The following is a 22,251-nucleotide window of genomic DNA, read 5'->3' as shown; positions in this document are numbered from 1 at the left end:
CGCGCGGGTCGGAAGACTGGAGGCATGGCTTCAGACAGCGCAGCACTCGTGGGCGGCCCGGACGACCTGCCCGAGCGGATCGTCGCGGCCCCCTCCCCGGGAGAAGACCTGAAGATCCCGCACCGAGGCGGATACGAGCACTTCAAGCCCACGTCGCGGCTCCAGGACAGCCCGCAGGGGCAGCTGCCCGTGTACGAGTGGTGGGAGCGGACGGAGATCGCCGAGTAGCGGCAGTGGCCGGTACCGCGCACCCGGATGCATCCTGGAGACAGGGCGGATCCGGGGTGTGAGGAGGCACGTCATGACACACGCCGAGGAATGGAAGGTGGGCGTCTACCTGATCGAGGAGGGCGGTACGACCAAGGCCCGGGCGGTGCTCGACAAGAACGGGAAGTCGACGATGGTCGGCCGCGGTGCGGCACGCTGCAATCCGCAGGACCTGGACGTCCCCGCGATCGGTGACGAGCTCGCGGCGAGCAGGGCGATGCGCGACCTGGCCGGTCAGCTGATGCGCGCCGCCGACCGGGACCTGGCCGCGATGGGCGCCGTACCTCCCGATCCGCGCACGGGTTACGGATGGCCGGAAGACGCCGGTTCCTGAGCCAACCCTCCACGTTTTCAACCCAGTTGTTCATCCGGGATTGGCCCGGCTGTGAGTGAATGGCCAACCGGGCGGTGGATGCTGCCGCTTCAAGGGTGACGCTGGCGTGCTGGGGGGCATGGGTGGTTGTCGGGGAGAGACCGGTCGTCGAGGAGCCCCGGCTGGCCGTCCGGCGCCGGCCGTCCGGCTCGTGGTCGCGGCGGGGCCTGCTGCTGTTCTTCCTGCCGGCGCTGGCCACCGTACTGACGGGGCTGACCACGCTGGCCGTGTCGGGCAATCTGCTGCTGCCCTTCGAGAGCATCGTCGTGCTCGAGGGCAAGATGGCCTCCAAGCGGGACTTCTTCGAGGACGAGGAGGTCCAGCGAATCCTCCTGAAACACCGCGTGAAGGTCCACATCACCAGTTCGGGCTCGCGCGAGGTCGCCCTGCGGGACCTCGCCGCCTTCGACTTCGTCTTCCCCTCCGGCCAGCCGGCCGGGGACCTGATCACCGGCGTCCGCGGGGCGGCCGGCCAGTACGCCAAGGTGCACCGGCCGTTCGTGAGCCCCATCGTGCTCGCGACCTACCGGGAGTACGCCGAGACCCTGCACGACGCCGGCATCGCCGCGCCGCTGCCCGCCGAGGGCGCGGACCAGCCGCTCTACTACGCGCTGGACATGCAGAAGTTCCTCGACCACATCCACCGGGAACAGCGCTGGAACGACCTCGGCATCCGCCGGCACGGGATCTCCAACGCCAACCGGATCGTCGCCCAGAGCCCCGACGTGTGCACCTCCAACTCGGCCGGGACCTATCTGGCACTGGTCTCCTTCACCTGGCGCGGCGAGGGCCCCGACGTCCCCTCCACCCCGCAGGAGGCGACCAGCCGGGCGAACTCCGTCAAGCACCTCATGGAGCAGGGGCTGCCCGCCGCCGACGTGTTCCGGACGTACCTCTCGCCCGAGGGCAAGGGGATCGCCCCGGTGGTCGTGGCGTACGAGCACCAGTACCTCACCTACCAGGTCCGGCACCGCTCCGAGTCCGGCCGGCTCGACACGGAGCGCGTCCTGCTCTACCCCTCCAGCCAGTTCGTCACCCAGCCCCAGTTCATCGCACTGAACGCCCGGGGCGAGCGGCTCGGCGACCTCGTCCTCAAGGACCCGCAGCTGCGCCGGCGCGCCATGGAGCTGGGCTTCCGGATCCTGGACCCGGCCGGCGAGATCGCCGGCGACCAGCTGTCGCGGTTCCTGACCGAGCGGAGGGTGCCGGTGCCCGCCCTGCGCACGGACAACACCCGCTCGCCCATGCCCCGTATCCGCCACCTGGAGCAGATGATCTCCATCGTCGGCGACTGCCCGCCCGCGCCGCTGCCGGACGGGGCGCCGTGACGGCCCCGCCTGCTCCCGGCCGGCTCCGCCGCCGGGCGCTGGCCGCGCTCGCCCTGGCGGCCTGCCTGTGCGTCCTGGCCCCGCTCACCTCCTGCACCGGGGACCGGGACGAACCGGTGACGCTGCGGGTGCTCGCCGGCTCCGAACTGGCCGACATGGAGCCCCTGTTGGAGGACCTTCGCCGCGACACCGGGATCACGCTGGCGATGGAGTACCAGGGCACCGTCGAGGCCACCGCCTCCTTGGCCGGCGGCCACTACCGGCACGACCTCGCCTGGCTCTCCTCCTCCCGCCCGCTCCAGCTCCTGCTGAAGGAGAGGGGCCGCCAGTCCGACGGTCCGCTGTCGACGAGCACCATGCGCTCCCCCGTCGTCGTGGGCCTCAAGCCCGAGGCGGCCCAGCGGCTGCGGCGGGCGGCCCCCGACGGGCAGCTGTCGTGGGCGGACCTGGCGGACGCCGCCGCGGCCGGCACGCTGAAGTACGCCATGGCCGACCCCCGCACCGCGCACAGCGGGCTCGCCGCACTCGTGGGCGTCGCGACGGCGGCCGCGGGGACCGGCGGCGCGCTGCGCCCCGAGGACGTCTCCTGCGACCGGCTGCGCGGCTTCTTCGCCGGGCACGCGGTGACCGAGGACTCCTCCGGCCGCCTCACCGACGCGTACGCCCGGGGCGAGGACGGCCTCGACGGGCTGATCACCTACGAGTCCGAGCTGCTCGCCCTCAACCGCGCGGGCACCCTGCGCGTGCCCCTGGAGCTCGTCTACCCGAAGGACGGCATCGTGCTGTCCGACTACCCGCTGATGCTGCTGGATCCGGCCCGGCGGGCCGCGTACGACCGGCTGACGGCCTGGCTGCGGAGCGAGCCGGTCCAGCGGAAGATCATGGAACGGACGCTGCGCCGGCCGGTCGACCCCGGCCTCACGCGCGTGCCCAGCCTGCGCGCCCCGCTCGGCAACGCCCTGTACTTCCCGGACAGCCAGGCGGTCATCGACCGGCTGCTGGCCGACTACGGCGAGGCGCGCAGCGGCCGCCGGGCGCGGGTGATCTTTCTGCTGGACTTCTCCGGATCCATGCGCGGCGAGCGCATCGCGGGCCTGCGCGCCACCATGGCCGGGCTCAGCGGGGCGGACGGCTCCCGCTCCGGCAAGTTCGTCCGCTTCCACCAGGGCGAGACCATCACGGTGGTGCGCTTCGGCGGCCGCGTCCTGGACGAGCAGACCGTGACGTACACGGGCGAAGCCGACCTGGAACGGCTGCGCGCGGCCGTCGCCGGCGAGGGCTTCGACGCGAGCACCGCCGTGTGGTCGGCGCTCGACCACGGCTACCGGACGGCGGCCGACGCGGTGGCGAAGGATGCCGGACAGCGCGTCTCCCTCGTGCTCATGACCGACGGCGAGAACAACGCCGGGATCGGCCTCGACACGTTCCTCGCCCGGTACGCGGCCCTGCCGCCGGCCGCCCGCGCCGTCCGCACGTACACCGTCCGGTACGGCGAGGCCGACCCGGAGGAGCTCGACCGGGCTGCCCGGGCCACCGGCGGGCACATGGCCGACGCCACCGGGCAGTCCCTCCTCAACGCCTTCAAGGAGATCCGTGGGTGTCACGAGTGAAGCGTGGTGGGCCGTGTGGTGGCCCTGGATGCTGCTGTGGGCGGCCACGGGCGCCGGGCTCGCGGCGCTCCTGGCCGTGGCGGTGCTGCGGCTGGTCCGCGCCCGGCGGGCCGCCGCCCAGGACCTCACCGACGGCATCTGCTTCTACCTGCACGACAAGACGGTCATGGACCACTACCAGATGCGCGGGTACACCGCCGCCCTGCGCAAGGAGGTCGAACAGCGCACCAGCGACAGCAAGGACGGCACCGTCCGCGCCAAGGTCTTCGGGGTCGGCGCGGACGGCGGCCGCAAGGAGAACACCGAGATCGTCAGCCGCTACCTGGAGGTCGCGGAACCGATCACGGTGATCGGCCTGATCATGAAGGTGCTCGAGGAGAAGCGCGTCATCGTGCACGTCGACCTCCCGAGCCACTCCGTCACCCGCAGCCCCGCCCTGCTGCGCACGGCCTCCGGCGCGCAGGGCGCCGTCCGGCTGCGCGACATCGAGGGCTTCGTCCTGATCCGGGGGCGGTTCCGGGCGACCGGCGACGACCCTGAGCGCGCCGGCTCCACCGTGTTCCTCGCCCCGTACGGGGATCCGGCCGACCCGTCCCGCGGGCCCCGGGTCCGGGTCACCTGCGCCACGGAGGGCCTGCGCAACCAGGTCCCCCGGGGCACCTTCTCGGCCCGCTGCCTGGGCAAGGTCCAGGAGTGGAACCCGGACGAGGGGGTCCTGGAGGTCCAGGCGATGGCCATCTTCCGCTAGACCTTCGTCGTCAGCATGTCAGCTGGACCCGCTGCGGCGCGGCGGCCCCCGCGAACGTCACGGCCAGCCTGCGCGTCCCCTCCCTGATGTCGGCCGGTCCGTGGCCGGCGAAGGACATCCGCAGCGTGGCCGGGTCGGGGCGCCCCGCGAAGAACGGGGCGCCGGGCACGTAGGCGACGTCCTGCGCCACGGCGTGCGGGAGCAGGGCCGCCGCGTCCCAGCCGTCGGGCAGCCGCACCCAGACGAACATGCCTCCGTCGGGACGGCTCCACGTGCTGCCGGCGGGCAGCACCTGCGGCAGCGCGTCGAGCAGGGTGTCGCAGCGTTCGCGGTACAGGTCCCTGACCGGGCCCAGGCGGGCGTCGAGGTCGTGGTCGCGGAGGTAGCGGGCCGCGGCCGCCTGGTCGACGGTCGAACTGTGCAGGTCGAGGGCCTGCTTGGCGAGTACGGCGGCCCGGCGCAGGCCGGGCGGCGCGTGCAGCCAGCCCAGCCGGATGCCCGGTGCCACCACTTTGGAGAGGCTGCCGAGCAGCACGGTCCGGTCCGCGGCGCCCTCCAGGGCGGAGATCCACGGCAGCCGGGCGCCGCGGAAGCGCAGTTCGCCGTACGGATCGTCCTCGGCGATCCAGAACCCACGCTCGGAGGCCAGCCGGGCCACCTCCCGGCGCCGCTCCAGCGGCAGGGTGTGCCCGGTCGGGTTCTGGAAGTCGGGCACCAGGTAGAGCAGCTTGGGCCGCTCGCGTCCGACGGCTTCCGCCAGGGCTTCGACGTCGATGCCGTGCCGGTCGGTGGGCACCGGGACCACGCGCGCGCCGGCGTAGCCGAAGCACTGGAGCGCGGCCAGGTAGGTGGGTTCCTCGACGAGGACGGTGTCGCCCGGTTCGAGCAGGACGGTCGCCAGCAGGGTGAGGGCCTGCTGCGCGCCGGTGGTGATGAGGAGGCCGTCCGGGCGTGCGGCGAGCCCGCCGCGGACCAGCCGCGCCGCGACCGCCTCGCGCAGGCCGGGGTCCCCGTCGGTGACGGAGTACTGCAGGACCCGGTGCGGGGCCTCGCGCAGCACCTGGTCGTACGCGGCGCGAATGCCGTCGGTGTCGATCAGTTCCGAGGCGGGCAGGCCGCCCGCGAAGGAGATCACCTCGGGCCGGGCGGTGAGCGCGAGGGCCTCGCGGATCACCGAGCTGCCGGCCGTGTCGGTCCGGCGGGCCAGCCCGGGCGGCGGGACGCGTCTACGCACGGCGCACCTCGAGTTCCTGGGAGATCCGCGTGGTCACCTCGGCCGTGAACCGGGCGGTGGTCCCCCGGCCGCCGAGGTCGGGGGTGGCCGCGCTGCTGCGCAGCGCACCGGCCAGGGCCCGGCGCAGCACGGCGGCCGGTGCCCCGTGCCCGAGGTGGTCGAGCATCATGGCCAGGGAGAGGAGGGCGGCGTACGGGTTGGCCACCCCCTTTCCGGCGATGTCGGGGGCGCTGCCGTGCACCGGTTCGAAGAGGGCGAACCCCGTCTCGGGGCAGATGCTCGCGCTCGCGGCGAGGCCGAGGCCGCCCATCAGGGCGGCGCCGATGTCGCTGATGATGTCGCCGAAGAGGTTGGAGGTGACGACGCCTTCGTAGGGGGACGGATCGCGCACGAGGTGGTAGCAGAAGGAGTCGACGTACTCCTCGGACCCCTCCAGTTGCGGGAAGTCCTCGAGCTCGCGGCGGAAGACCTCCTGCCACAGCCTCCCGGTGTGCGGTACGGCGTTGGACTTGTGGACGAGCACGACGCGCCTGCGGTGTCCCTCGGCGAGTCGGCGCAGGCAGTAGCGGACGAACTTCTCCACCGTGGGGCGGGTGTACACGCACTCGTCGATCGCGACTCCGGCCAGCCCGCCCTGCAGCACCGTGCCGCCGACCCCGGCGTAGAGGCCCTGGGTGTTCTCGCGGTAGACGTCGACCGGTCCCGTCGGCAGGGTCAGCGGGCGGTGGTTGACGTAGAGGTCGAGTCCTCTGCGCATGCCGAGGAGGATGTCCCGGCCGTGGGCCATGTCGGGGATCCTGGGATCGCCCAGGGCTCCCAGGAACACCGCCGCGTACTGCTCGGACAGCATGCCGAGCGCCCCTTCGGGAAGCCCCACGCCGGTGCTCAGCCACTGGTCCGCGCCCCAGCCGAAGACCTCGTACCCGATCCCGAGGCCGAACTCCTCGCTGAGCAGGTCCAGTACCTCCAGGGCCGGCGGGACGACCTCGCGGCCGATGCCGTCGCCGGGAACCACCGCTATCTTCATGAGCCCGTCCGCATCGGGAACATGTCCTCCACCGAGCTGAGCCGGCCCGCGATGGCGCTGGCGGCGACGACGTAGGGCGAGGCCAGGTAGACCTGTCCGGGCCCCGAACGCCCGGGGAAGTTGCGGTTCTGGGCGCTGACGGTCACCTCCGTCGGGTTCTCGGAGACCCCCGGACCGGCGTTGATGCACGCTCCGCAGGAGGGGGGCAGGACCGTCACGCCGACCTCCGAGAAGAGCTCGAGGTAGCCGCGCTCGGACGCGTACCGCATCACGGCCTCGCTGCCGACCTGGATGAACGCCTGCACGTCGGCGGGCACCCGCGCGCCGCGGGCCCGGGCCCGCTCGAACACGCTGGCGTACATGTCCATGTCGTCGGCCTTGCCGCCGGTGCAGGAGCCGCCGTAGATCTTGTCGACCTTCACCTCCTCGCGCAGGGTGGCGAGGGGGACGGAGTTCCGCGGGTCGCCGGGCAGGGCCACCATGGGCTCGGTGGCGCCCAGTTCGATGTCGACGACCGCGGCGTAGGCGGCGTCCTCGTCCGAGGTGAGGGTGCTGCCGGGCGGCTCGGCGGGATCGCGCCGGGCCAGGTGGGCGTGGGTGATCGCGTCGGGCTCGAACAGGGCGGTCATGCCGCCGGCCTCGACGGCCATGTTGCACAGGGTGGCGCGCTCGTCCATGGACAGTCCGGCGCAGCCGGGTCCGGTGAACAGGAGGACCTTGCCCAGGGTCTGGCTGCCTTCGATGGCGGGGTGCCGCAGCAGGCCGAGCATGACGTCCTTCGCGCAGACCCCGGGGCGCAGTGCGCCGAGCAGGTTGATCCGGATCACGGCCGGGACCTTCAGCAGGATCTCGCGGTTGTACCAGGAGTTGGCGATGTCCGTGGCGCCCACGCCGAAGGCGAACGCGCCCACGGCGCCGGCCGTGCAGGTGTGGCTGTCGGTGCCGATGATCACGTCTCCGGGGCGGGCGACGTGTTCGACGATGTGGTTGTGGCAGATGGCGCGGCTGCCGCCGTCCGGTGCGGGACCGATGAAGTTGCCGCCGCTGAGGGCGGCGAACTCCTGCTGCCGGCTTCCGAGGTTCTCCACCCGTTCGATCAGTTCGGCGCCGTTCGCGCGCCGGGCGAGCACCGGCGCGGCCAGCGACAGGTGGTCCTGGAAGAAGTACACGGACCGCGGGTCGGCCAGGGCGGCGCCGGGGCCGAACTGCTGGGTGAACATGCCCGCGGCCATGGGGGTGACGTATTCGTGGGAGAAGCGGACGTCCGTCCTCACGAAGTAGGACTGGCCGATCCGTATGCTCGCGTCCGCGGGCAGCCGGTTCCGGTCCGAGAGCCGGCTCTGGATGATCTTCTCGACCACGTTGAGGGGGCGGCCCGCCTCGAACGCGGGCTCGATGCGGGAGCCGGCCCGGTTGAAGCCGAAGAGTCCCCCGAGGTCGATGATCGCGCGCTCGATGTCGTTGGCCCGCCGGGTGAAGGCCTCCAGCGGCAGTTCCTCGCCTGCCAGCAGCGCGTCGAGGAGCTCGAAGTCGTCGCAGGTGACGATGCCGACGTTGCGGCAGTTCTGTTCGTAGATCCGCTCGAAGGAACGGGCGAAGACCACTTCGACGCCCGCGTACTTCTCGGCGTAGACGGCGTGTTCCCGGGAGGAGCCGCAGCCCTTCGCCTCACCGCTGACGATGATCTGCGGGCCGAAGGCGCGCAGGGCCCCCTCGCCGACCCGCTTGCCGCGCAGGCCCAGATAGGCGTAGTCGCCGAGTTTCTCGTCGTACCAGTAGCAGCACCAGCCGGGGATCATCTCGTCCGTGGAGATGTTGTTCATGAGCGGGGTGCGCAGCAGCTGGGCCGTGGTGAGGCCGCTGCCGCCGTCCAGCTGGGCGGCGAGCGCGTCCGTGTCCTCGGTCACGACGAGGACGTTGCCCCGGAGGCGGATCGTGCGGCGCTCGGCGGCGCCGTCCGTGATGTCACTCGGCGGTCGCAATGATCTGCCTTATCTGCTCGTCGGTGAGGGGGCCGCGGGTGGACTTGGCCTTCGCCAGCACCTTCTTGAGGTATGCGGCGTTGGAGCTGTCGTAGCCGTTGACGGTGAGCCAGTACTTGACGTTGTTGGTGCCGGAGGCCTCGTCGATGAGGACCTCTTGTTCGCGGCCCAGGAAGCTCGCGGGGACGCTGGAGTACACGCTGTCCTTGACGAGCAGGTTTCCCTTCTCGTGGGCCTTGAGGATCGCCGAGGCGTGCACTCCGGCACTCGTCTTGAACACGTCCCGGCCCAGCGCGGGATAGTTCTGCGGGATGTCGACTCCCAGCACGGGCGCCGCGTAGTCGCAGTAGTCGCGCAGCGCCTTGAGGTCGTAGCTGTCGTGCCCGTCCAGGTGGGTGTTGACGATGAGCTGGTCCAGGGAGGCGTTCCCGGCCCGCTCGCCGATGCCCAGGATCGTTCCGTGGACGCGTTCGCAGCCCAGGGCGAGGGCGGTGAGCGAGTTGGCCAGGGCCAGTCCGCGGTCGTTGTGCCCGTGCCATTCGAAGGCGACCGGATGGCCGCGGTCCAGGAAGTGGCGCCGGGACCAGTGCAGGAGCGAGGCCGCGCCGGCCGGCAGGGCCGCGCCCACGGTGTCGCACAGGGTCAGGCGGGACACCCCGGACTCCACGGCCGCGTCGTACACCCCCGCGAGCACCTCGGGCGTGCACCGTACGGCGTCCTCGAGGACCAGGACGAACTCCACTCCCTCGCCGCGGCAGGCGACGGCGGCGTCGCGGACGTGGCGCTGGATGGTGGACAGGTCCCAGTCCTCCACGTACTGGCGGATGGGGCTGACGCCGATGAACAGGTAGGCGTCGACGGGCACCGAGGCCTGCTGGGCTATCTCGCAGATCGCGTGGATGTCCGCCGGGTGGGTGCGGCCCGCGTACCCCTGGACGAGGGGGAGCCGGTGGTCGGCGATGTACCGGGCGATCTCCACGCATTCCTTCAGGGCGACCGGATCCGAGCCGGGAAAGCCGAGGTCCGCCGAGTGGACGCCGGTGCGGGCCATGTGCTCCACCAGCGCCAGCTTCTGGTCCAGTGACGGGTTGCGGATGTTCGGAGCCTGGAGTCCGTCGCGCAGCGTCTCGTCGAAGAGTTTCCCCGTGTACGCCGGCGCCGGGGTGGCCGGCACCGCTTCGACGCTGTTCCAGTTGAACCAGACGTCGGGGCTGGGGTGCGCATTCCGGCCGGTGTTGCTGTTCACTGCGACCTCCGCGTGCTCTGGTGGTGGTACGGGAAGAAGGGCAGGTTCCGGCGGTCATTCCTGCCAGGCGGGAAGCGGCCCGGTACGGGGGCTGAGCGAGACGGGCAGGCTGCTCATGCCCGTGAGGAAGTTCGAGTAGATGCGCTGCTCCGCACCGGTCTGCTCGATGGAGCCGACGAAGGTCCGCAGCGCGTCGAGCATCGCGGTGATCTCGACCCGGCCGAGATGGGCGCCCAGGCAGAAGTGCGGGCCGTAGCCGAGCGAGAGGTGCTTGTTCGGCGTCCGGGCGAGGTCGAAGCGGTACGGGTCGGTGAACACCCGCTCGTCGCGGTTGGCGGCGCAGAGCCAGAGGGTGACCAGGTCGCCCTTGGCGATGGTGCGGCCGTGCAGTGCGACGTCTTCGGTGGCGGCCCGGCCGAAGTGCAGGGTGGGGGTGGTCCAGCGCAGGACTTCTTCGGTGGCCTCCTTGAGCGGGGCCGCGCCCGACTGCAGCGCCTGCCACTGCCCGGCGTCGTGGGCCAGCATCCGCACGGCGCCGATCATGGAGAGGCGGCTGGTCTCGTCACCGCCCATGATCAGGCTGTAGCAGTTGAGGACGATGGCGTCGTCGTCGAGCAGGGTGGAGCCCGCGGGCTCCGTCGCCATCAGGCTGATGGCGTCCGCGCCGGGGTGCGCGCGGCGGTGGCGTACCAGGTCGTGGAAGTACAGGAGCAGTTCGGCGCGGGCGAGACGGTCCTCGCCCTCCTGGAGGTTGGCGTAGTCCGACGCCAGGGCCGACTTGGTCAGGGTGAGGATGTACTCCCGGTCGGACTCGGGCACGGCCAGCAGGTCGCAGATGGTGGCGAGCGGCACGTACGAGGCGATGTCCTGGGCGAAGTCGCAACCGCCCTTGTCCAGCGCTTCGGTGACGAGCCGTCGGGTGGTCCGGCGCACCTGCCGCACCACGCCCTCCAGGGCGCGCGGGGAGAACGCCTTGAGGAGCAGGGTGCGCAGGGCGGTGTGGTGCGGCCCGTCCGTGACGGCGAGCATGCTGCCGGCCCCGCTGTCACCCCCGTGCAGCATGGTGGCGAGCACGTTGCCGCGCTCGGAGGTGAAGCGCGTGGAGTCGCGCAGGACGGCCGAGACGTCGGCGTGCCGGGTGAGGACCCAGAAGCCGGGGGTGTCGGTGCCGCCCGGGTGCCAGTGGACCGGGTCCTCGCTGCGCAGGTGCGCCCAGGTCTCGTCCAGGCCGTCGGGGGGCAGGTGGGTGAGGGGGTCGGTCAGGTCCGGGACGGTGGCGGGGGCTGAGGTCATGGTGCGGCGGGCTCCTCGCTCGGCTCGCGGGCGGGGGAGGTCACGCGGCGGGCGGTACGGAGCCGGTCAGGCTGTGCGGCCGCATGTCGGTCCAGTGCTCCTCGACGTAGTCCAGGCAGGACTGGCGGCCCGCCGCGCCGTGGACGGAGCGCCAGCCGGCGGGCACCTCGGTGGCGGCCGGCCACAGCGAGTGCTGCCCCTCGTCGTTGACCAGGACGAGGTAGGAGGCGTCGTCGTTCTCGAAGGGGTTGCTCATGGGGTGTCCCTCTCACATGGGCGCGGGGCCGGCAGGGCGGCGCGGCGCGGCGTGCCGCCGGTGCGGATACGGCGCGGTGTCCCGCCGGCCGCGGGCGGACCGGACGGCGGAAGCCGCCGGTGCGGGCAACGGCCCCGGGCCGGGGCCCCGGTGACGGGGCCTCACGGGCGACCGGACGGCCGGCCCGGGCGGTGGAAGTGCGGCTACCCGCACCTCAGTGGTGCGGGTAGCCGTACCTCTTCATCGTTGTTCAGACCTCACACCGGGGGCAAGAAGTTTCCCTGCAAGGAAAAGGCCCAGTTCACGACCGCTTGGCCGTGGGGACGTCCACGGGGGTCAGCAGCCGGGTGAGGTGCCGGGAGGAGGCCTCCCAGGACCACTCCTCCTCGACCCACCGGCGTCCGGCGGCGCCCATCGCCGCACGGCCCGGGGAGACCAGCAGCCCGGCCAGGGCGTCCGCGACCGCGGTCACGTCGTGGCCGTCGACGACCCTGCCGGTCCGGCCGTCGAGGACCGCGTCCGGGGCTCCGCCGGAGTCCCCCGCGAGCACGGGCAGACCGCTCGCGGAGGCCTCCAGGAACACGATGCCGAGTCCTTCCGCCTCCAGTCCGGCCCGGCGCGTGCGGCACGGCATGGCGAACGCGTCGGCCGCCGCGTAGCAGGCGGGCGTCTCGGCGTGTTCGAGCCCCCCGGCGAACACCACCGACCCCGGGGCGTGCCGGTCGGCGAGCCGGCGCAGCCGCCGCTCGTCCGGTCCCCGGCCCACCACCAGCAGCGCCGCGTCCGGCACCGCCCGCCGGATCAGCGGCATGGCGCGGATGAGGGTGTCCTGCCCCTTGCGGGGAACCAGCCGGGCCACGCAGACGATGACCGTGCGGTGCTGGAGTCCGTACCGGCGGCGCAGGGTGCGGCCGGTGGTGAGGTCGGGGCGGAACACGTCCGGGTCGACTCCCGGCACCAGGCGGCTCATCCGGGCCCGCGGCCCCAGCGCCGGGGCGATGCGGGCCCGGGTGTACTCCCCGAGGTAGGTCACCACGTCCACGCTGTCGCCCACCCGCCGCAGGAGGCGGCGTGCGCCGGGTACGCGGGCCCACCAGATCTCGTGGCCGTGCGTGGTGGCGACGATCCGCCGGATCCCGGCGCGGCGCAGCGCGGGGGCCATCGCCGCCAGCGGAGCGGCGGCACCGAACCAGACGCGGTCGCAGCCGTGCCGGCGGGCGATGTCCAGGGCGCGGGCCGTGGCCCGGCGCGTCGGTAACAGGGTGCGGGCGGAGTCCCGTATGACCGGGAAGGGCAGGGTGGCGTCGTACGCGGCGGCGCCGGGCTCGGAGGAGGTGTAGACGACGACGTCGTTGTCCGGCACGCGGGTGGCCATGGCGTGCACGAAGGTCTCGATGCCTCCCTGCCGGGGCGGGAAGTCGTTGGTGATGATCAGAGTGGTGCCCATGGGGCAGGCTCCTTTCCTCGGGGGCCGGACGATGTCGATCGTGGGCGGCTTCAGTCGGTGAACAGGTAGTTGCGGCAGTCGTCGCGGATCTCCCGGGTCTCGGCCCAGCGGCCGCCGTGCCAGCGGCGCATCCGGTAGCCGAACGGCCGGAGCCGGCGGACCAGGTCCGCCGGGCTCGCCCCGTACTTCTCGAGGTGCCTGCGCTCTATCTCCAGCAGGAGCACCGGCCGGTGGCGCAGCAGGGTGTCGCGGGCGCCTTCCAGGACGGCCGGTTCGGCCCCCTCGACGTCGGCCTTGACGAAGCTCACCTTCTCCAGCCCCGCGCCGCGCACCAGCCGGTCCAGGGTGTCCACGGTGGTCGGCACCGGCCGGGCGGTGCGGAACTCCGCGTTGGGGCCGGGGCCGTGGGCGCCGTCGGTGAGGTACGCGCGCCCGTGCACCGGCGTGCCGCGGCGCATCGGCAGGCTCAGCACGCCGTGTCCCGGCCGGGAGCCCAGCGCGGTGCGGTGGACGACCACGTTGGCGCAGCCCAGGGTGCGCGATGCCAGGCGCAGCCAGCGCGCCGGGCCGGGCAGCGGCTCGACGCTGTGGACCTGTCCGGTGCGGCCGACGAGGTGGGACAGCGTCCAGGTGTACAGCCCGTACTCGGCGCCGACGTCGAGGCAGACGTCTCCGGGCCGGACGAACTCCCGCAGCCCGGCGACCTCGTCCTCCACGAACGGCATGCGGGCCGCGGCCCAGTGCAGGGCCCCGGCCACGCCCGCCGTGCGCCGGCCGGCCGTACGCGGCGCCCTCATCGCACGCCTCCGGCGGTGACGGCCGGTGCGGGGCGGCGGGGAGCGGCGGCCCTGGCGACCGCTGTGGGCCGGGCCGTTGTGCGGTCGGACCGGGTGGTGATCCTCGGCCAGACGACGAGGACGAGGGGCAGCGCGAGGTAGCCGAACCGTCCGGCGGGGGCGAGCAGGAAGGCCGTGCACAGGCCCAGGGCGAGCCGGTCGGCCGCGGCCACCACCCCGGCGGGCGGCCGCACGACGAGCGAGACCGCGACGGCGATCCCGCCGCACAGCAGCAGGGCGACGGCCGCGTACCAGCCGACGGGACCCAGGTCCGCGAGCAGCCGGCCCGGCAGCGGACTGGCGGCCGGAGTGGCCACGGGGGCGCGGCCGGTGGGGAAGGCCAGCACCTGCTGGACCATCGGGCCGGGCGCCAGCAGGGCGCTGGGCAGCAGCACGGCGAGCGTGCCGGCCAGTGCCGTCCCCGCGCAGCGCAGGGCAGGGCGGGATCCGCCCCCAGGGAGTGTCGTCACAGAGGAGGGACTTTGACGACACGACCCAGCGGCGAGCAGGGCCACCGCGACGGCGAGGGCGGGCCAGGCCGTCCACTTCAGCGAGCAGGCGGCGGCGAGCACCAGGCCGGCGGCCACCGGCCGGCGGCGCGCCGCGAGGGCCAGCCCCAGGCAGCACAGTCCCGTCATGGGCAGGTCGACCCCGCTGACGCAGAGCGGCAGGGCCACCACGGGGGAGGCGATGAGGACGGCCAGGGGTGTGCGGGACGCCGGATGCGCCGGCCGCGGACCGGCCCGGCCGTGCGCGGGTGCGGGTGCGGCGAGGACGCGGCGGCCCGCCCACAGGCTCAGCAGGAACACCGCCGCGCACCATACGCGGGCGTCCCCGAGGGGCCCGGCGGGGCCGCCGTCCCCGAGGAGTGCGCGGGGCAGGCCGAACAGGGCCATCCCCGGCAGGTAGGGGTTGTAGTCCGTGACGGTCTGCGGGTCCGCCAGGTAGGGCGTGGCCTGGCTCGCCATCAGCTCGGCGGACCGCTCGATCACCGCCACCTCGCTCTGCCCGTTGCCGGTCAGCAGCAGGTGGAGCAGCGGCAGGACGAGCGCCCCGAGCAGGGCGCAGGCCACGGCCCAGGTGCGGGCGCGCGGGCGGGGCAGCAGGCAGGAGGCGAGGGCCGCGGCCCCGTAGCCGGCCGCCGCGCACGTGCCCCAGACGCGGTGGGTGTCCAGGGTCGAGACGAGGGGGAAGAGCGCGGCCCAGGCCGCCGCGAGCAGCCAGCCGCCCACCCGGATCCGCCGTCGGCCCACCCGGCGCACGGCCTTGTCCGCCGCGGCGGTCATTGCGGTCATTGCGGTTCCAGCCTGTCGCATCAGCACACCGTTCATTGCATCCGAGCGGCAGGGGTGGGGTCATGACAGGTAGGTCGAGAGGTGGGGGTCGGGTTTCCCCCACCACGGCGGTCAGCCGAGGCCCCGGCCGGTCTGGAGGTCGGACATGGCCACGAGGATGCGCCGGTCGCCGCGGAACGGCTCCCGGGCGTGCGTGGCAAGGTGGTTGTCCACCACCAGGACGTCGCCCCGCTGCCAGGGGAAGGAGACCGCGCTGTCCTCGTACAGCTTCCCGATCAGGGCGACGGCCTCGTCCTCGATGGGTGTGCCGTCCCCGTAGAAGGCGTTGCGCGGCACCCCTTCGGGGCCGTACGCGCCGAGGAGGTACTCCGCCACCTCGGGCTGGAGCGCGGAAACGTGCCACAGGTGGGCGTGGTTGAACCACACCGCCTCCCCGGTGCGGGGGTGCCGGGAGACGGCCTGGCGTACCGCCCGGGTGCGCAGCCCGTCCTCGCCCACCCATGCGAACTCGGTGTGGGAGGCCCGGCAGTACGCCTCGACCTCGGCCCGGTCGGTGGTCTGGAAGACGACCTGCCAGGGGATGTCGAGCACCGGGCCGTAGTTGCGCACGTAGCAGACGCCGTGCCGCTGGAACCGCTCCCGGAGTTCGGCCGGGATCCTGGGGAAGACCGCCCGTTCGCTGGCGAGGGGCGTGGCGCCGCCGGTGCGCGAGGGCCGGTCGCCGTAGAAGTAGAGCCTGCCGGGCCAGTTGTGGGAGTAGGACATCTCGTGGTGGAAGGCGATCCACTGGTCCTGGCTCAGCTCGGTGGAGGTGAACACCTTGTCGGCGATCTCGGTGCGGGGGGCGGCCCGTTCGAGGTAGTCGAGCAGCTCGGGCGAGAACGCGCGGGCGGCGGCGCCGAATTCCTCGGGGCTGTCCACGGCGAAGCCGCGGAAGAGCAGGGCCGCGTGCCGGTCGAGTTCCTCGCCGAGCCGGGCGCGGTGGGCGCGGATCCAGTCGTCGAGGCGCAGTCCGGGCGCGGTCGCCTCGATGCGCAGCAGGAAGGGTTCGGGGTCGAGCGGGGCGGCGGTCACCGGTCCGGTGAACCGGGCCCGGACGTCCTGGGCGGTCATGCGGCCGCTCCTTCCCGGACGGTGGCGACGGGGTCGGACATGGCGGCGAGGATGCGGCGGGGGCCCTCGAAGGGCTCGCGGGCGTGCGCGGTGATCATGTTCTCGACGAGGAGCACGTCGCCGAGCTCCCAGTCGAAGCCGGTGGTCTCGGCGGTGAACGCGGCCCGCAGTTCGGCGAGGGTCTCGTCCTCGATCGGCGTGCCGTCGCCGTAGTACGTGTTGTACGGCAGGTTCTCCTCGCCCAGGGCCGCGCGCAGTCCCGCGCAGACTTCCTCGGCCAGCGAGGTGACGTGGAAGAAGACGGCGTGGTTGAACCACGTCCGCTCCCCCGTCACGGGGTGGCGGTGCAGCGCGGGGCGGGTCTGACGGGTCCTCAACTGGGTGCCGTCCACCCACTCGACGGAGATCCCGGCGCCCTCGCAGTAGGCGCGCACCTGCTCCGGGTCGTCGGTCTGGAAGGTCTCCTGCCAGGACAGGCTGATGCCGGGGATGTAGTTGCGCACGTACTGCACGCCGAGCCGCTCGAACCGGGCGACGGTCTCCGGGCGCAGCCGGGCCAGCACCTTGCGGGAGTCGGCGAGCGGGGTGCGGCCGCCGCGGTCGGCGGGCCGTTCGCAGCAGAAGACGATCCGCAGCGGCCAATTCTCCGTGTACGACTGCTCGTTGTGGAGGAGGATGTGCTGGTCGGCGGGGTGTTCGGTGGAGGTGTAGATGTGGTCCGACACCTCGGTACGGGGTGAGGAGCGCTCGCCGTACTTGAGGACCTCCTCGGACAGCGCCCCCATCACGGTACGGAACGCGGCGGAGTCGGTGACGGCGAAGCCGCGGAACAGGACCGCCCCGGCACGTCGGGCCAGGTCGTCCACGAGCGGCTTGCGGGCGGTGATCCAGTCGGCCAGGTCGATGCCGGGCACATCCGCACGGACCAGGGCCGGCAGGGTGCGTCCGTCCCATTCCTGCGACACGGTCACGGACGGTGCCCCGGCGCGTACGTCGTTCAGCTGTGTCATCAAGGATCTCCAGATCAGTGGCAGCGAGAGGTTCGGCGGCAGCCCCTCGATCGCTCCGGCCCTGCCGCACGCCACGGTGCGGGTAGCCGTACCCCTTCATCCTTGATCGGACGTATGTGCGGCGGCAAGGTGTTTCCCTGGGAGGAAAGTTCGCAGGTCAGAGCCCTCGGAACGGGGGGTTCACAGGTGTGCGGGCGACCACGGGAGGACCACGCGGACGGTGGTGGGCCCGCCGGGCGGGCTGGTGAGCACCACCTCGCCGTTCAGTGCGGTGGCCCGGTCCGCCATGCCGCGCACTCCGGTGCCGCCCTGGGGCGTGGCGCCGCCCACCCCGTCGTCCGTGACGACGGCGACCAGGTGGTTCCCCTCCTGCGCCAGGTCCACCGTGATCAGGGTGGGCGAGGCGTGCTTGACGGCGTTCGTCAGGGATTCCGCGATGATGAAGTAGGCCGCCGCCTCGACGTTGACGGCCGGACGCCGCTCCAGGGTGCAGTCCAGGCGGACCGGGACGTGGAAGGTGGCGGTCAGGGAGGCGAGGGCGGCGCGCAGTCCGCGGTCGCTGAGGATCGGGGGCTGGATCCCGTGCACGAGGTCGCGGATCTCGTCGAGCGCCCGGTCGATCTCGTGGTGGGTCTCCTGGAGCACCTTCCGCAGGTCCTCGGCACTTTGCCCGGAGCGGCGGGTGACCTGCGAGATCCGCATCATGAGCGCGGCGAGCCGGGCCTGGGCCCCGTCGTGCAGGTCGCGCTCGATCCTGCGGTAGTCGGCGTCGTTGACCCGCAGCGCGGCGATCCGCTGCTGTTCGGCCAGCACTTCGCGCCGCAGGCGCTCGTCCTCGTCGACCCGGCCGAGGATCCTGCGGACGAGCCGCGCCCGCAGCCTGCCCAGCCAGAAGAGCAGCATGACCAGGAGGACGAACAGGGCGGTGGCGCCCAGCCCGACGCCGATCCGGGTCATCGCGCCCTCGACGACGAGGGTGTTGCCCTCGCCGAAGGACAGTTGCTCGGTGCGTCCGAACGGCAGGCTCACCACGAAGGCGACCACGGGCAGCGACAGCGCGAGGACGGGCATCAGCCAGATCAGGCCGAGGAGCAGCAGGCCCAGGTATCCGAGGTCGCCCCAGACGGCGGCGCTCCGCGGCCGGGGGGCGGGGGCCGGCTTCCCGGCGGTCCCGTCGTCGTCCGAGGTCTGCAGCACCGCGGCCGCCAGCAGGCGTTCGAGGTCGGCGGCGGCGCGCAGCAGCGGTATGCCGAGCAGGCCGTCGGGTGTGACCCCGGCGACCCAGTGCCAGGCGTTGCGCCACGTCGGTCCCGGCGGCGGGGCCGGCACGGGTTCGGCGCCGGCGTGCGGCAGGACCCGCCGCACCGCCTTCATGACCGCCCTCACGAACAGCGCGCCGGCCAGCGGCAGGACGGCGAGGCAGAGGGAGAGCAGCCGCAGGGCGATCGCCACGAGGGTGAGCGGCACCAGCAGCACGCCGACGAGGCTGCCGACGGACAGGTAGATGGCCCCGGCCGCGACCTTGGACTGGACGGACTGCCGGGACCGGACGGTCGGGGCCTCCGTGACGAGCGCGCCCATCAGGCGACGCTGTCCCGTCCCATTCCCCGCAGATAGTCCAGGACCGCGAGGACGCGCCGGTTGCCCTCGCCCGAACTCGGGATCTGCAGTTTGCACAGGATGGCGGTGACGTGTTTCTCCACGGCGCGTTCGGATATGTCCAGCCGGGCCATGATGCCCGTGTTGGACAGGCCCGTCGCCACGAGTTCCATGACCTCGCGCTCCCGTTTGGTGAGGAGCTCCGCGGCCCGCCGCTCGCTCGGGTTCCCGACGAACTTCTTGTAGATCTCGGCGTCCAGGACGGTTTCCCCGGCCACGACCCGCTCCAGCGCGGTGAGGAAGTCGTCGATGCTGCCCACCCGTTGCTTGAGCAGGTAGCCGGTGCCGCCGCGGGCGTCGCGGACCAGGTCCTTGGCGTACTCGTACTCCACGTACTGCGAGAGCACCAGGACGGCGGTGCCGGGACAGGCGCGCTGGATGTCCCGCGCCGCCCTGATGCCCTCGTCGGTGAAGGTGGGCGGCATGCGCACGTCCATGATCGCCACATCGGGTTCGCACCCGGCGACCACCTGGAGGACGTCGGTCACATCGCCCACCGAGGCGACGACCTCGATTCCCTCATCCTCCAGCAGCCGCTGCATTCCCATGCGCAGGAGCGCGGAATCTTCGGCGATCAGGACGCGCACAGTCTCTCCCCTTGCTACTGGCGAGTGGTCGCCATCGTGATGCCGGCCTTCCCGAGGAGCCGCCGGGTCGCCATCAGGCCCACGGCCGCCGAGACCGCCACGCACGCGAGGACCAACCCCGACAGCGCCCCCCACGGCACACTCAGCGGAACCACGTCATACGTCACGCGCAGCGCTGCACGATAGGCCTGGAGTCCCGAAGCGACAACTGCCGTCGCGACCACGGCCGCCACGGTGGTCGTGCACCCAGTTTCCCACAGGGCCATGCTCCTCAACTGCTTCTCGCTGACGCCGATCAGGCGCATGTCGGCGAACTCGCGGGTGCGCCTGCTGTACGACATCACCAAGGTACTCGCCACGGAGATCAATGCGTAGGCGGAAGCGGGTCCTGCCAGGACCACCAGGACCAGCATGTTGAGCCGCTCTTGATCGCTCGACGAGTTCGCGAACCACTGGGTGGTCTCCGTCACCCGCACGCGGTCCGCGCCGAGCCGGGAGGTCAGCTCCCGGGCCACCGTGCGGGCCGCGCCGGCCGAGGCGCCGTCGAGCAGTACGGTCGCCCGCCGGGGTTCGGGGGCCCCGGGCACACCGGGGCCGAGGACCAGGTGCGGTACGGCCGTTCCGCCGTCGAGGACCGCCGTGACCTCGGCGGTGGCGGGGCTCCCGCCGAAGAGCCCGTACGTCAGCCGGGTGCCCACGTGGTAGCCGTACCAGCCGGCGTACTCGCGCGAGACGGCGGCCTGGCCGGGGCCGAGCTCCGTGACGGCGCCCTCGATCACGTCGATGCGGTGGGTGCGGGCCAGCGCGGGGAGGTCGGCCACGGCGCCCCGGTCCTGCCGTACGGAGGACCGGTCGGCCACGGCCAGTTCGAGGCCGGCCGGCGCCGACACCGCGAGCACCCGGGGGTCGGCGCGGAGCGCGGCCAGCGCGTCCTCGCCCAGCGGCCCGCCGGAGGCCTCTTCCACGACCAGGTGGCCGAGGGTCCGCGCCCGGTCGTCGGACTTGATCGTGGCGCCGGTGGTGGACAGGACGGAGGTGAACACCCCGACCACGGCGACGATGGCGAGGACCGGCCCCACCAGGGAGGCCGTCCTCAGCTTGGAGGTGCCCAGCGACTCCACCGCGAGCCGGGCGGCCACGGAGCTCGAGCGCCGGACCGGTGCGGCCAGCAGCCGGGTCAGCGCGGGCAGGTAGGCCGGGCCCAGGGAGGACGCGGCGAGGGTCAGCGCCATCGATCCGAACAGCGCCAGCGGGATGGAGCCCTCCAGGCCCGCCCCCGGGGCCAGTCCCACCATGACCGCGCCCGCGGCGAGCAGCAGCAGGCCCGCCGCCCAGCGGCCCCCGGTCATGGCCCGCGAGTCCAGTACGGCCTCGCGCAGTGCCTCGGTGGCGCCGACCCCGGAGGCGCGGCGGGAGGCGGCCACCGCCCCGAGCACGGCCATGACCAGCCCGGCGGCCGCCGCGATCAGCAGGGGTCCGCCCAGCGGGCCGGCCCGCAGCTCCGCCGGCGACAGGCCGGTGCTGTTGAGCCCGTCCACGGCCCACGGCGCGGTCACCACGGCGAGCAGGCAGCCCACCGCGACGGCGGGCACCGCGACGGCCAGGCTCTCCCCGATCACCATGCGCCGCACCTGCTTGGCGCCCGCGCCGACCATCCGGAGCAGGCCCATGTCCTGACGGCGCAGGGCGACGCTGAAGGCGCAGGTGCCGGCGATGACGAACACGGTGACGAAGGCGGACACGATCCCGGCCATCACCAGCACGGTCTGGATGCCGCCCAGGTCGAGTCCCCCGCTGACCAGGGTGTGGGCGGTCCCCCGGCCGTCTTCGAGCGTGATGGAGGGGCGGCCTTCCGCGGACGGCTGCCGGACGTCGAAGGTGGCGGCCAGGGCCGCCGAGGACACCGCGATCAGCGCGACGCCGAGCACAAGCGAGACGAAGGTGCCGAGGAACAGCGGCGCGTGGTGACGGACCGAGCGCAGGGACAGGTGCCACATCACGCGTCCCACCGGTTCAGCCGGGCGGTGATGCGGTCGACGGTGGGGGCCGCGTCGGTGCCCACCACGCGGCCGTCGACCAGGTAGACCACCTGGTCCGCGTAGGCGGCGGCCACCGGGTCGTGCGTGACCATCACCACGGTGCCCCCGGCCCGGTCCACCAAGTCCCGCAGCAGGGCCATGACCTGACGGCCCGTGGCCCGGTCGAGCGCGCCGGTCGGCTCGTCGGCGAAGACCACCTCCGGCTCGGCCACCAGGGTCCGGGCGATGGCCACCCGCTGCTGCTGGCCGCCCGAGAGCTGTGCGGGGCGGCGGTCCGTCAGCTGCTCCAGGCCGACCTGGGCGAGGGCGCCCAGCACCACGGACCGCTGGGGCCGCCGGCCGTTCAGCCGCAGCGGGAGCGCCACGTTCTCGTAGGCCGTGAGCATGGGCAGCAGGTTGAACTGCTGGAAGACGAAGCCCACCCGCTGGCGCCGGATCCGGGTCAGCTGCTCCTCGTCGCAGACGGCCAGGTCGGTGTCGCCGAGGAGCACCTGCCCCGCCGAGGGCCGGTCGAGTCCCGCGGCGCAGTGCAGCAGGGTCGTCTTGCCCGAACCGGAGGGGCCCATGACGGCGGTCATGGCGCGGGCCGGGAACTCCACGGTGACCTCGTGCAGGACCGGTCCCGTGGCGCCCGGGTAGGTCTTGGACACCGAGACCAGCCGTGCGGCCGACACCTTCATGTCGGTGAGAAGTGCCATGTCGTGAATCCTTTGCCGATGCGGTGGGGGCGGGGGCGTTTGGCGTGGGCTGGGGAGGGTGGCGGGGGAGGAAGCGGAACGCCTCCAGTCCAGCACCGGGGGGTGCCCGGGCGCAGTGGGCCTGAGGGGAGACCTGGGGGGTGGGTTTTCCCTACCGACAGGATGCGGAGGCCGGACTAGAGTTCCGGGAAGATCACCGGGCG

Annotated in this window: 20 protein-coding genes; 5 read left to right on the top strand and 15 right to left on the bottom strand. The window is 73.0% G+C overall.

Features of this window, described 5'->3' with window-relative positions; translation table 11 throughout:
• Window positions 1–24 precede the first annotated feature (24 nt).
• The 5 genes from ACZ6I1_RS02130 (at window position 25) to ACZ6I1_RS02110 (ending at window position 4,326) form a co-directional block, all read left to right on the top strand.
• Window positions 25–228: a DUF5988 family protein gene (locus tag ACZ6I1_RS02130; protein ID WP_469282105.1), complete on the top strand. Its 204-nt coding sequence runs from the start codon at window positions 25–27 to the stop codon at window positions 226–228.
• Between the two features lie 73 nt (window positions 229–301).
• Complete coding sequence (locus ACZ6I1_RS02125) at window positions 302–601, top strand: DUF1876 domain-containing protein (protein ID WP_469282103.1); 300 nt, start codon at window positions 302–304, stop codon at window positions 599–601.
• Window positions 602–723: 122 nt separating this feature from the next.
• The gene (locus tag ACZ6I1_RS02120) at window positions 724–1,968 is read left to right on the top strand and encodes a hypothetical protein (RefSeq protein ID WP_469282101.1); all 1,245 of its coding nucleotides are present in this window, start codon (window positions 724–726) and stop codon (window positions 1,966–1,968) included.
• The gene (locus ACZ6I1_RS02115) at window positions 1,965–3,578 is read left to right on the top strand and encodes a substrate-binding domain-containing protein (RefSeq protein WP_469282099.1); all 1,614 of its coding nucleotides are present in this window, start codon (window positions 1,965–1,967) and stop codon (window positions 3,576–3,578) included. Before ACZ6I1_RS02120 ends, ACZ6I1_RS02115 begins: the two co-directional genes overlap by 4 nt.
• On the top strand, window positions 3,562–4,326 hold the full coding sequence (locus tag ACZ6I1_RS02110) for a hypothetical protein (protein ID WP_469282097.1): 765 nt from the start codon (window positions 3,562–3,564) through the stop codon (window positions 4,324–4,326). Before ACZ6I1_RS02115 ends, ACZ6I1_RS02110 begins: the two co-directional genes overlap by 17 nt.
• A 10-nt stretch (window positions 4,327–4,336) precedes the next feature.
• On the opposite strand, the gene ACZ6I1_RS02105 is transcribed toward ACZ6I1_RS02110, so the two are convergent.
• The 15 genes from ACZ6I1_RS02105 to ACZ6I1_RS02035 all read right to left on the bottom strand — a co-directional run bounded on the left by ACZ6I1_RS02105 (window position 4,337) and on the right by ACZ6I1_RS02035 (window position 22,048).
• On the bottom strand, window positions 4,337–5,560 hold the full coding sequence (locus tag ACZ6I1_RS02105; RefSeq protein ID WP_469282095.1) for an aminotransferase-like domain-containing protein: 1,224 nt from the start codon (window positions 5,558–5,560) through the stop codon (window positions 4,337–4,339).
• Window positions 5,553–6,587: an isocitrate/isopropylmalate dehydrogenase family protein gene (locus ACZ6I1_RS02100; protein ID WP_469282093.1), complete on the bottom strand. Its 1,035-nt coding sequence runs from the start codon at window positions 6,585–6,587 to the stop codon at window positions 5,553–5,555. Before ACZ6I1_RS02100 ends, ACZ6I1_RS02105 begins: the two co-directional genes overlap by 8 nt.
• Window positions 6,584–8,569 (bottom strand): aconitase family protein, encoded by a 1,986-nt coding sequence (locus ACZ6I1_RS02095; RefSeq protein WP_469282091.1) that lies wholly within the window; start codon window positions 8,567–8,569, stop codon window positions 6,584–6,586. Before ACZ6I1_RS02095 ends, ACZ6I1_RS02100 begins: the two co-directional genes overlap by 4 nt.
• Complete coding sequence (locus tag ACZ6I1_RS02090) at window positions 8,553–9,815, bottom strand: LeuA family protein (RefSeq protein WP_469282089.1); 1,263 nt, start codon at window positions 9,813–9,815, stop codon at window positions 8,553–8,555. Before ACZ6I1_RS02090 ends, ACZ6I1_RS02095 begins: the two co-directional genes overlap by 17 nt.
• Window positions 9,816–9,869: 54 nt before the next feature.
• Entirely contained in the window at window positions 9,870–11,108 is a 1,239-nt protein-coding gene (locus tag ACZ6I1_RS02085; RefSeq protein ID WP_469282087.1) for a cytochrome P450, read from the bottom strand.
• Window positions 11,109–11,148: 40 nt separating this feature from the next.
• Complete coding sequence (locus ACZ6I1_RS02080) at window positions 11,149–11,364, bottom strand: MbtH family protein (RefSeq protein WP_469282086.1); 216 nt, start codon at window positions 11,362–11,364, stop codon at window positions 11,149–11,151.
• Between the two features lie 301 nt (window positions 11,365–11,665).
• A complete protein-coding gene (locus tag ACZ6I1_RS02075; RefSeq protein WP_469282084.1) occupies window positions 11,666–12,811 on the bottom strand; it encodes a glycosyltransferase family 4 protein in 1,146 nt (381 codons plus the stop codon).
• Window positions 12,812–12,861: 50 nt separating this feature from the next.
• Window positions 12,862–13,608: an FkbM family methyltransferase gene (locus tag ACZ6I1_RS02070; RefSeq protein ID WP_469282082.1), complete on the bottom strand. Its 747-nt coding sequence runs from the start codon at window positions 13,606–13,608 to the stop codon at window positions 12,862–12,864.
• Window positions 13,605–14,942: a hypothetical protein gene (locus ACZ6I1_RS02065; RefSeq protein ID WP_469282080.1), complete on the bottom strand. Its 1,338-nt coding sequence runs from the start codon at window positions 14,940–14,942 to the stop codon at window positions 13,605–13,607. The genes ACZ6I1_RS02070 and ACZ6I1_RS02065 overlap by 4 nt, the downstream gene beginning before the upstream one ends.
• 111 nt (window positions 14,943–15,053) lie before the next feature.
• Window positions 15,054–16,055: a TauD/TfdA family dioxygenase gene (locus ACZ6I1_RS02060; protein WP_469282079.1), complete on the bottom strand. Its 1,002-nt coding sequence runs from the start codon at window positions 16,053–16,055 to the stop codon at window positions 15,054–15,056.
• A complete protein-coding gene (locus ACZ6I1_RS02055; protein ID WP_469282077.1) occupies window positions 16,052–17,065 on the bottom strand; it encodes a TauD/TfdA family dioxygenase in 1,014 nt (337 codons plus the stop codon). The genes ACZ6I1_RS02060 and ACZ6I1_RS02055 overlap by 4 nt, the downstream gene beginning before the upstream one ends.
• A 180-nt stretch (window positions 17,066–17,245) precedes the next feature.
• On the bottom strand, window positions 17,246–18,646 hold the full coding sequence (locus ACZ6I1_RS02050; protein ID WP_469282075.1) for a sensor histidine kinase: 1,401 nt from the start codon (window positions 18,644–18,646) through the stop codon (window positions 17,246–17,248).
• The gene (locus tag ACZ6I1_RS02045) at window positions 18,646–19,311 is read right to left on the bottom strand and encodes a response regulator (protein WP_469282074.1); all 666 of its coding nucleotides are present in this window, start codon (window positions 19,309–19,311) and stop codon (window positions 18,646–18,648) included. Before ACZ6I1_RS02045 ends, ACZ6I1_RS02050 begins: the two co-directional genes overlap by 1 nt.
• Window positions 19,312–19,325: 14 nt before the next feature.
• Complete coding sequence (locus ACZ6I1_RS02040; RefSeq protein ID WP_469282073.1) at window positions 19,326–21,320, bottom strand: FtsX-like permease family protein; 1,995 nt, start codon at window positions 21,318–21,320, stop codon at window positions 19,326–19,328.
• Window positions 21,308–22,048 carry an ABC transporter ATP-binding protein gene (locus ACZ6I1_RS02035; RefSeq protein ID WP_469282071.1) on the bottom strand — a complete coding sequence of 247 codons (741 nt, stop codon included), beginning with the start codon at window positions 22,046–22,048 and terminating at the stop codon, window positions 21,308–21,310. Before ACZ6I1_RS02035 ends, ACZ6I1_RS02040 begins: the two co-directional genes overlap by 13 nt.
• Window positions 22,049–22,251 lie beyond the last annotated feature (203 nt).

This window comes from Streptomyces sp. NPDC046303 (assembly GCF_055588085.1).
The sequence above is the reverse complement of the archived record's forward strand: the minus strand, read 5'-3'. Positions and strand labels throughout refer to the sequence as shown.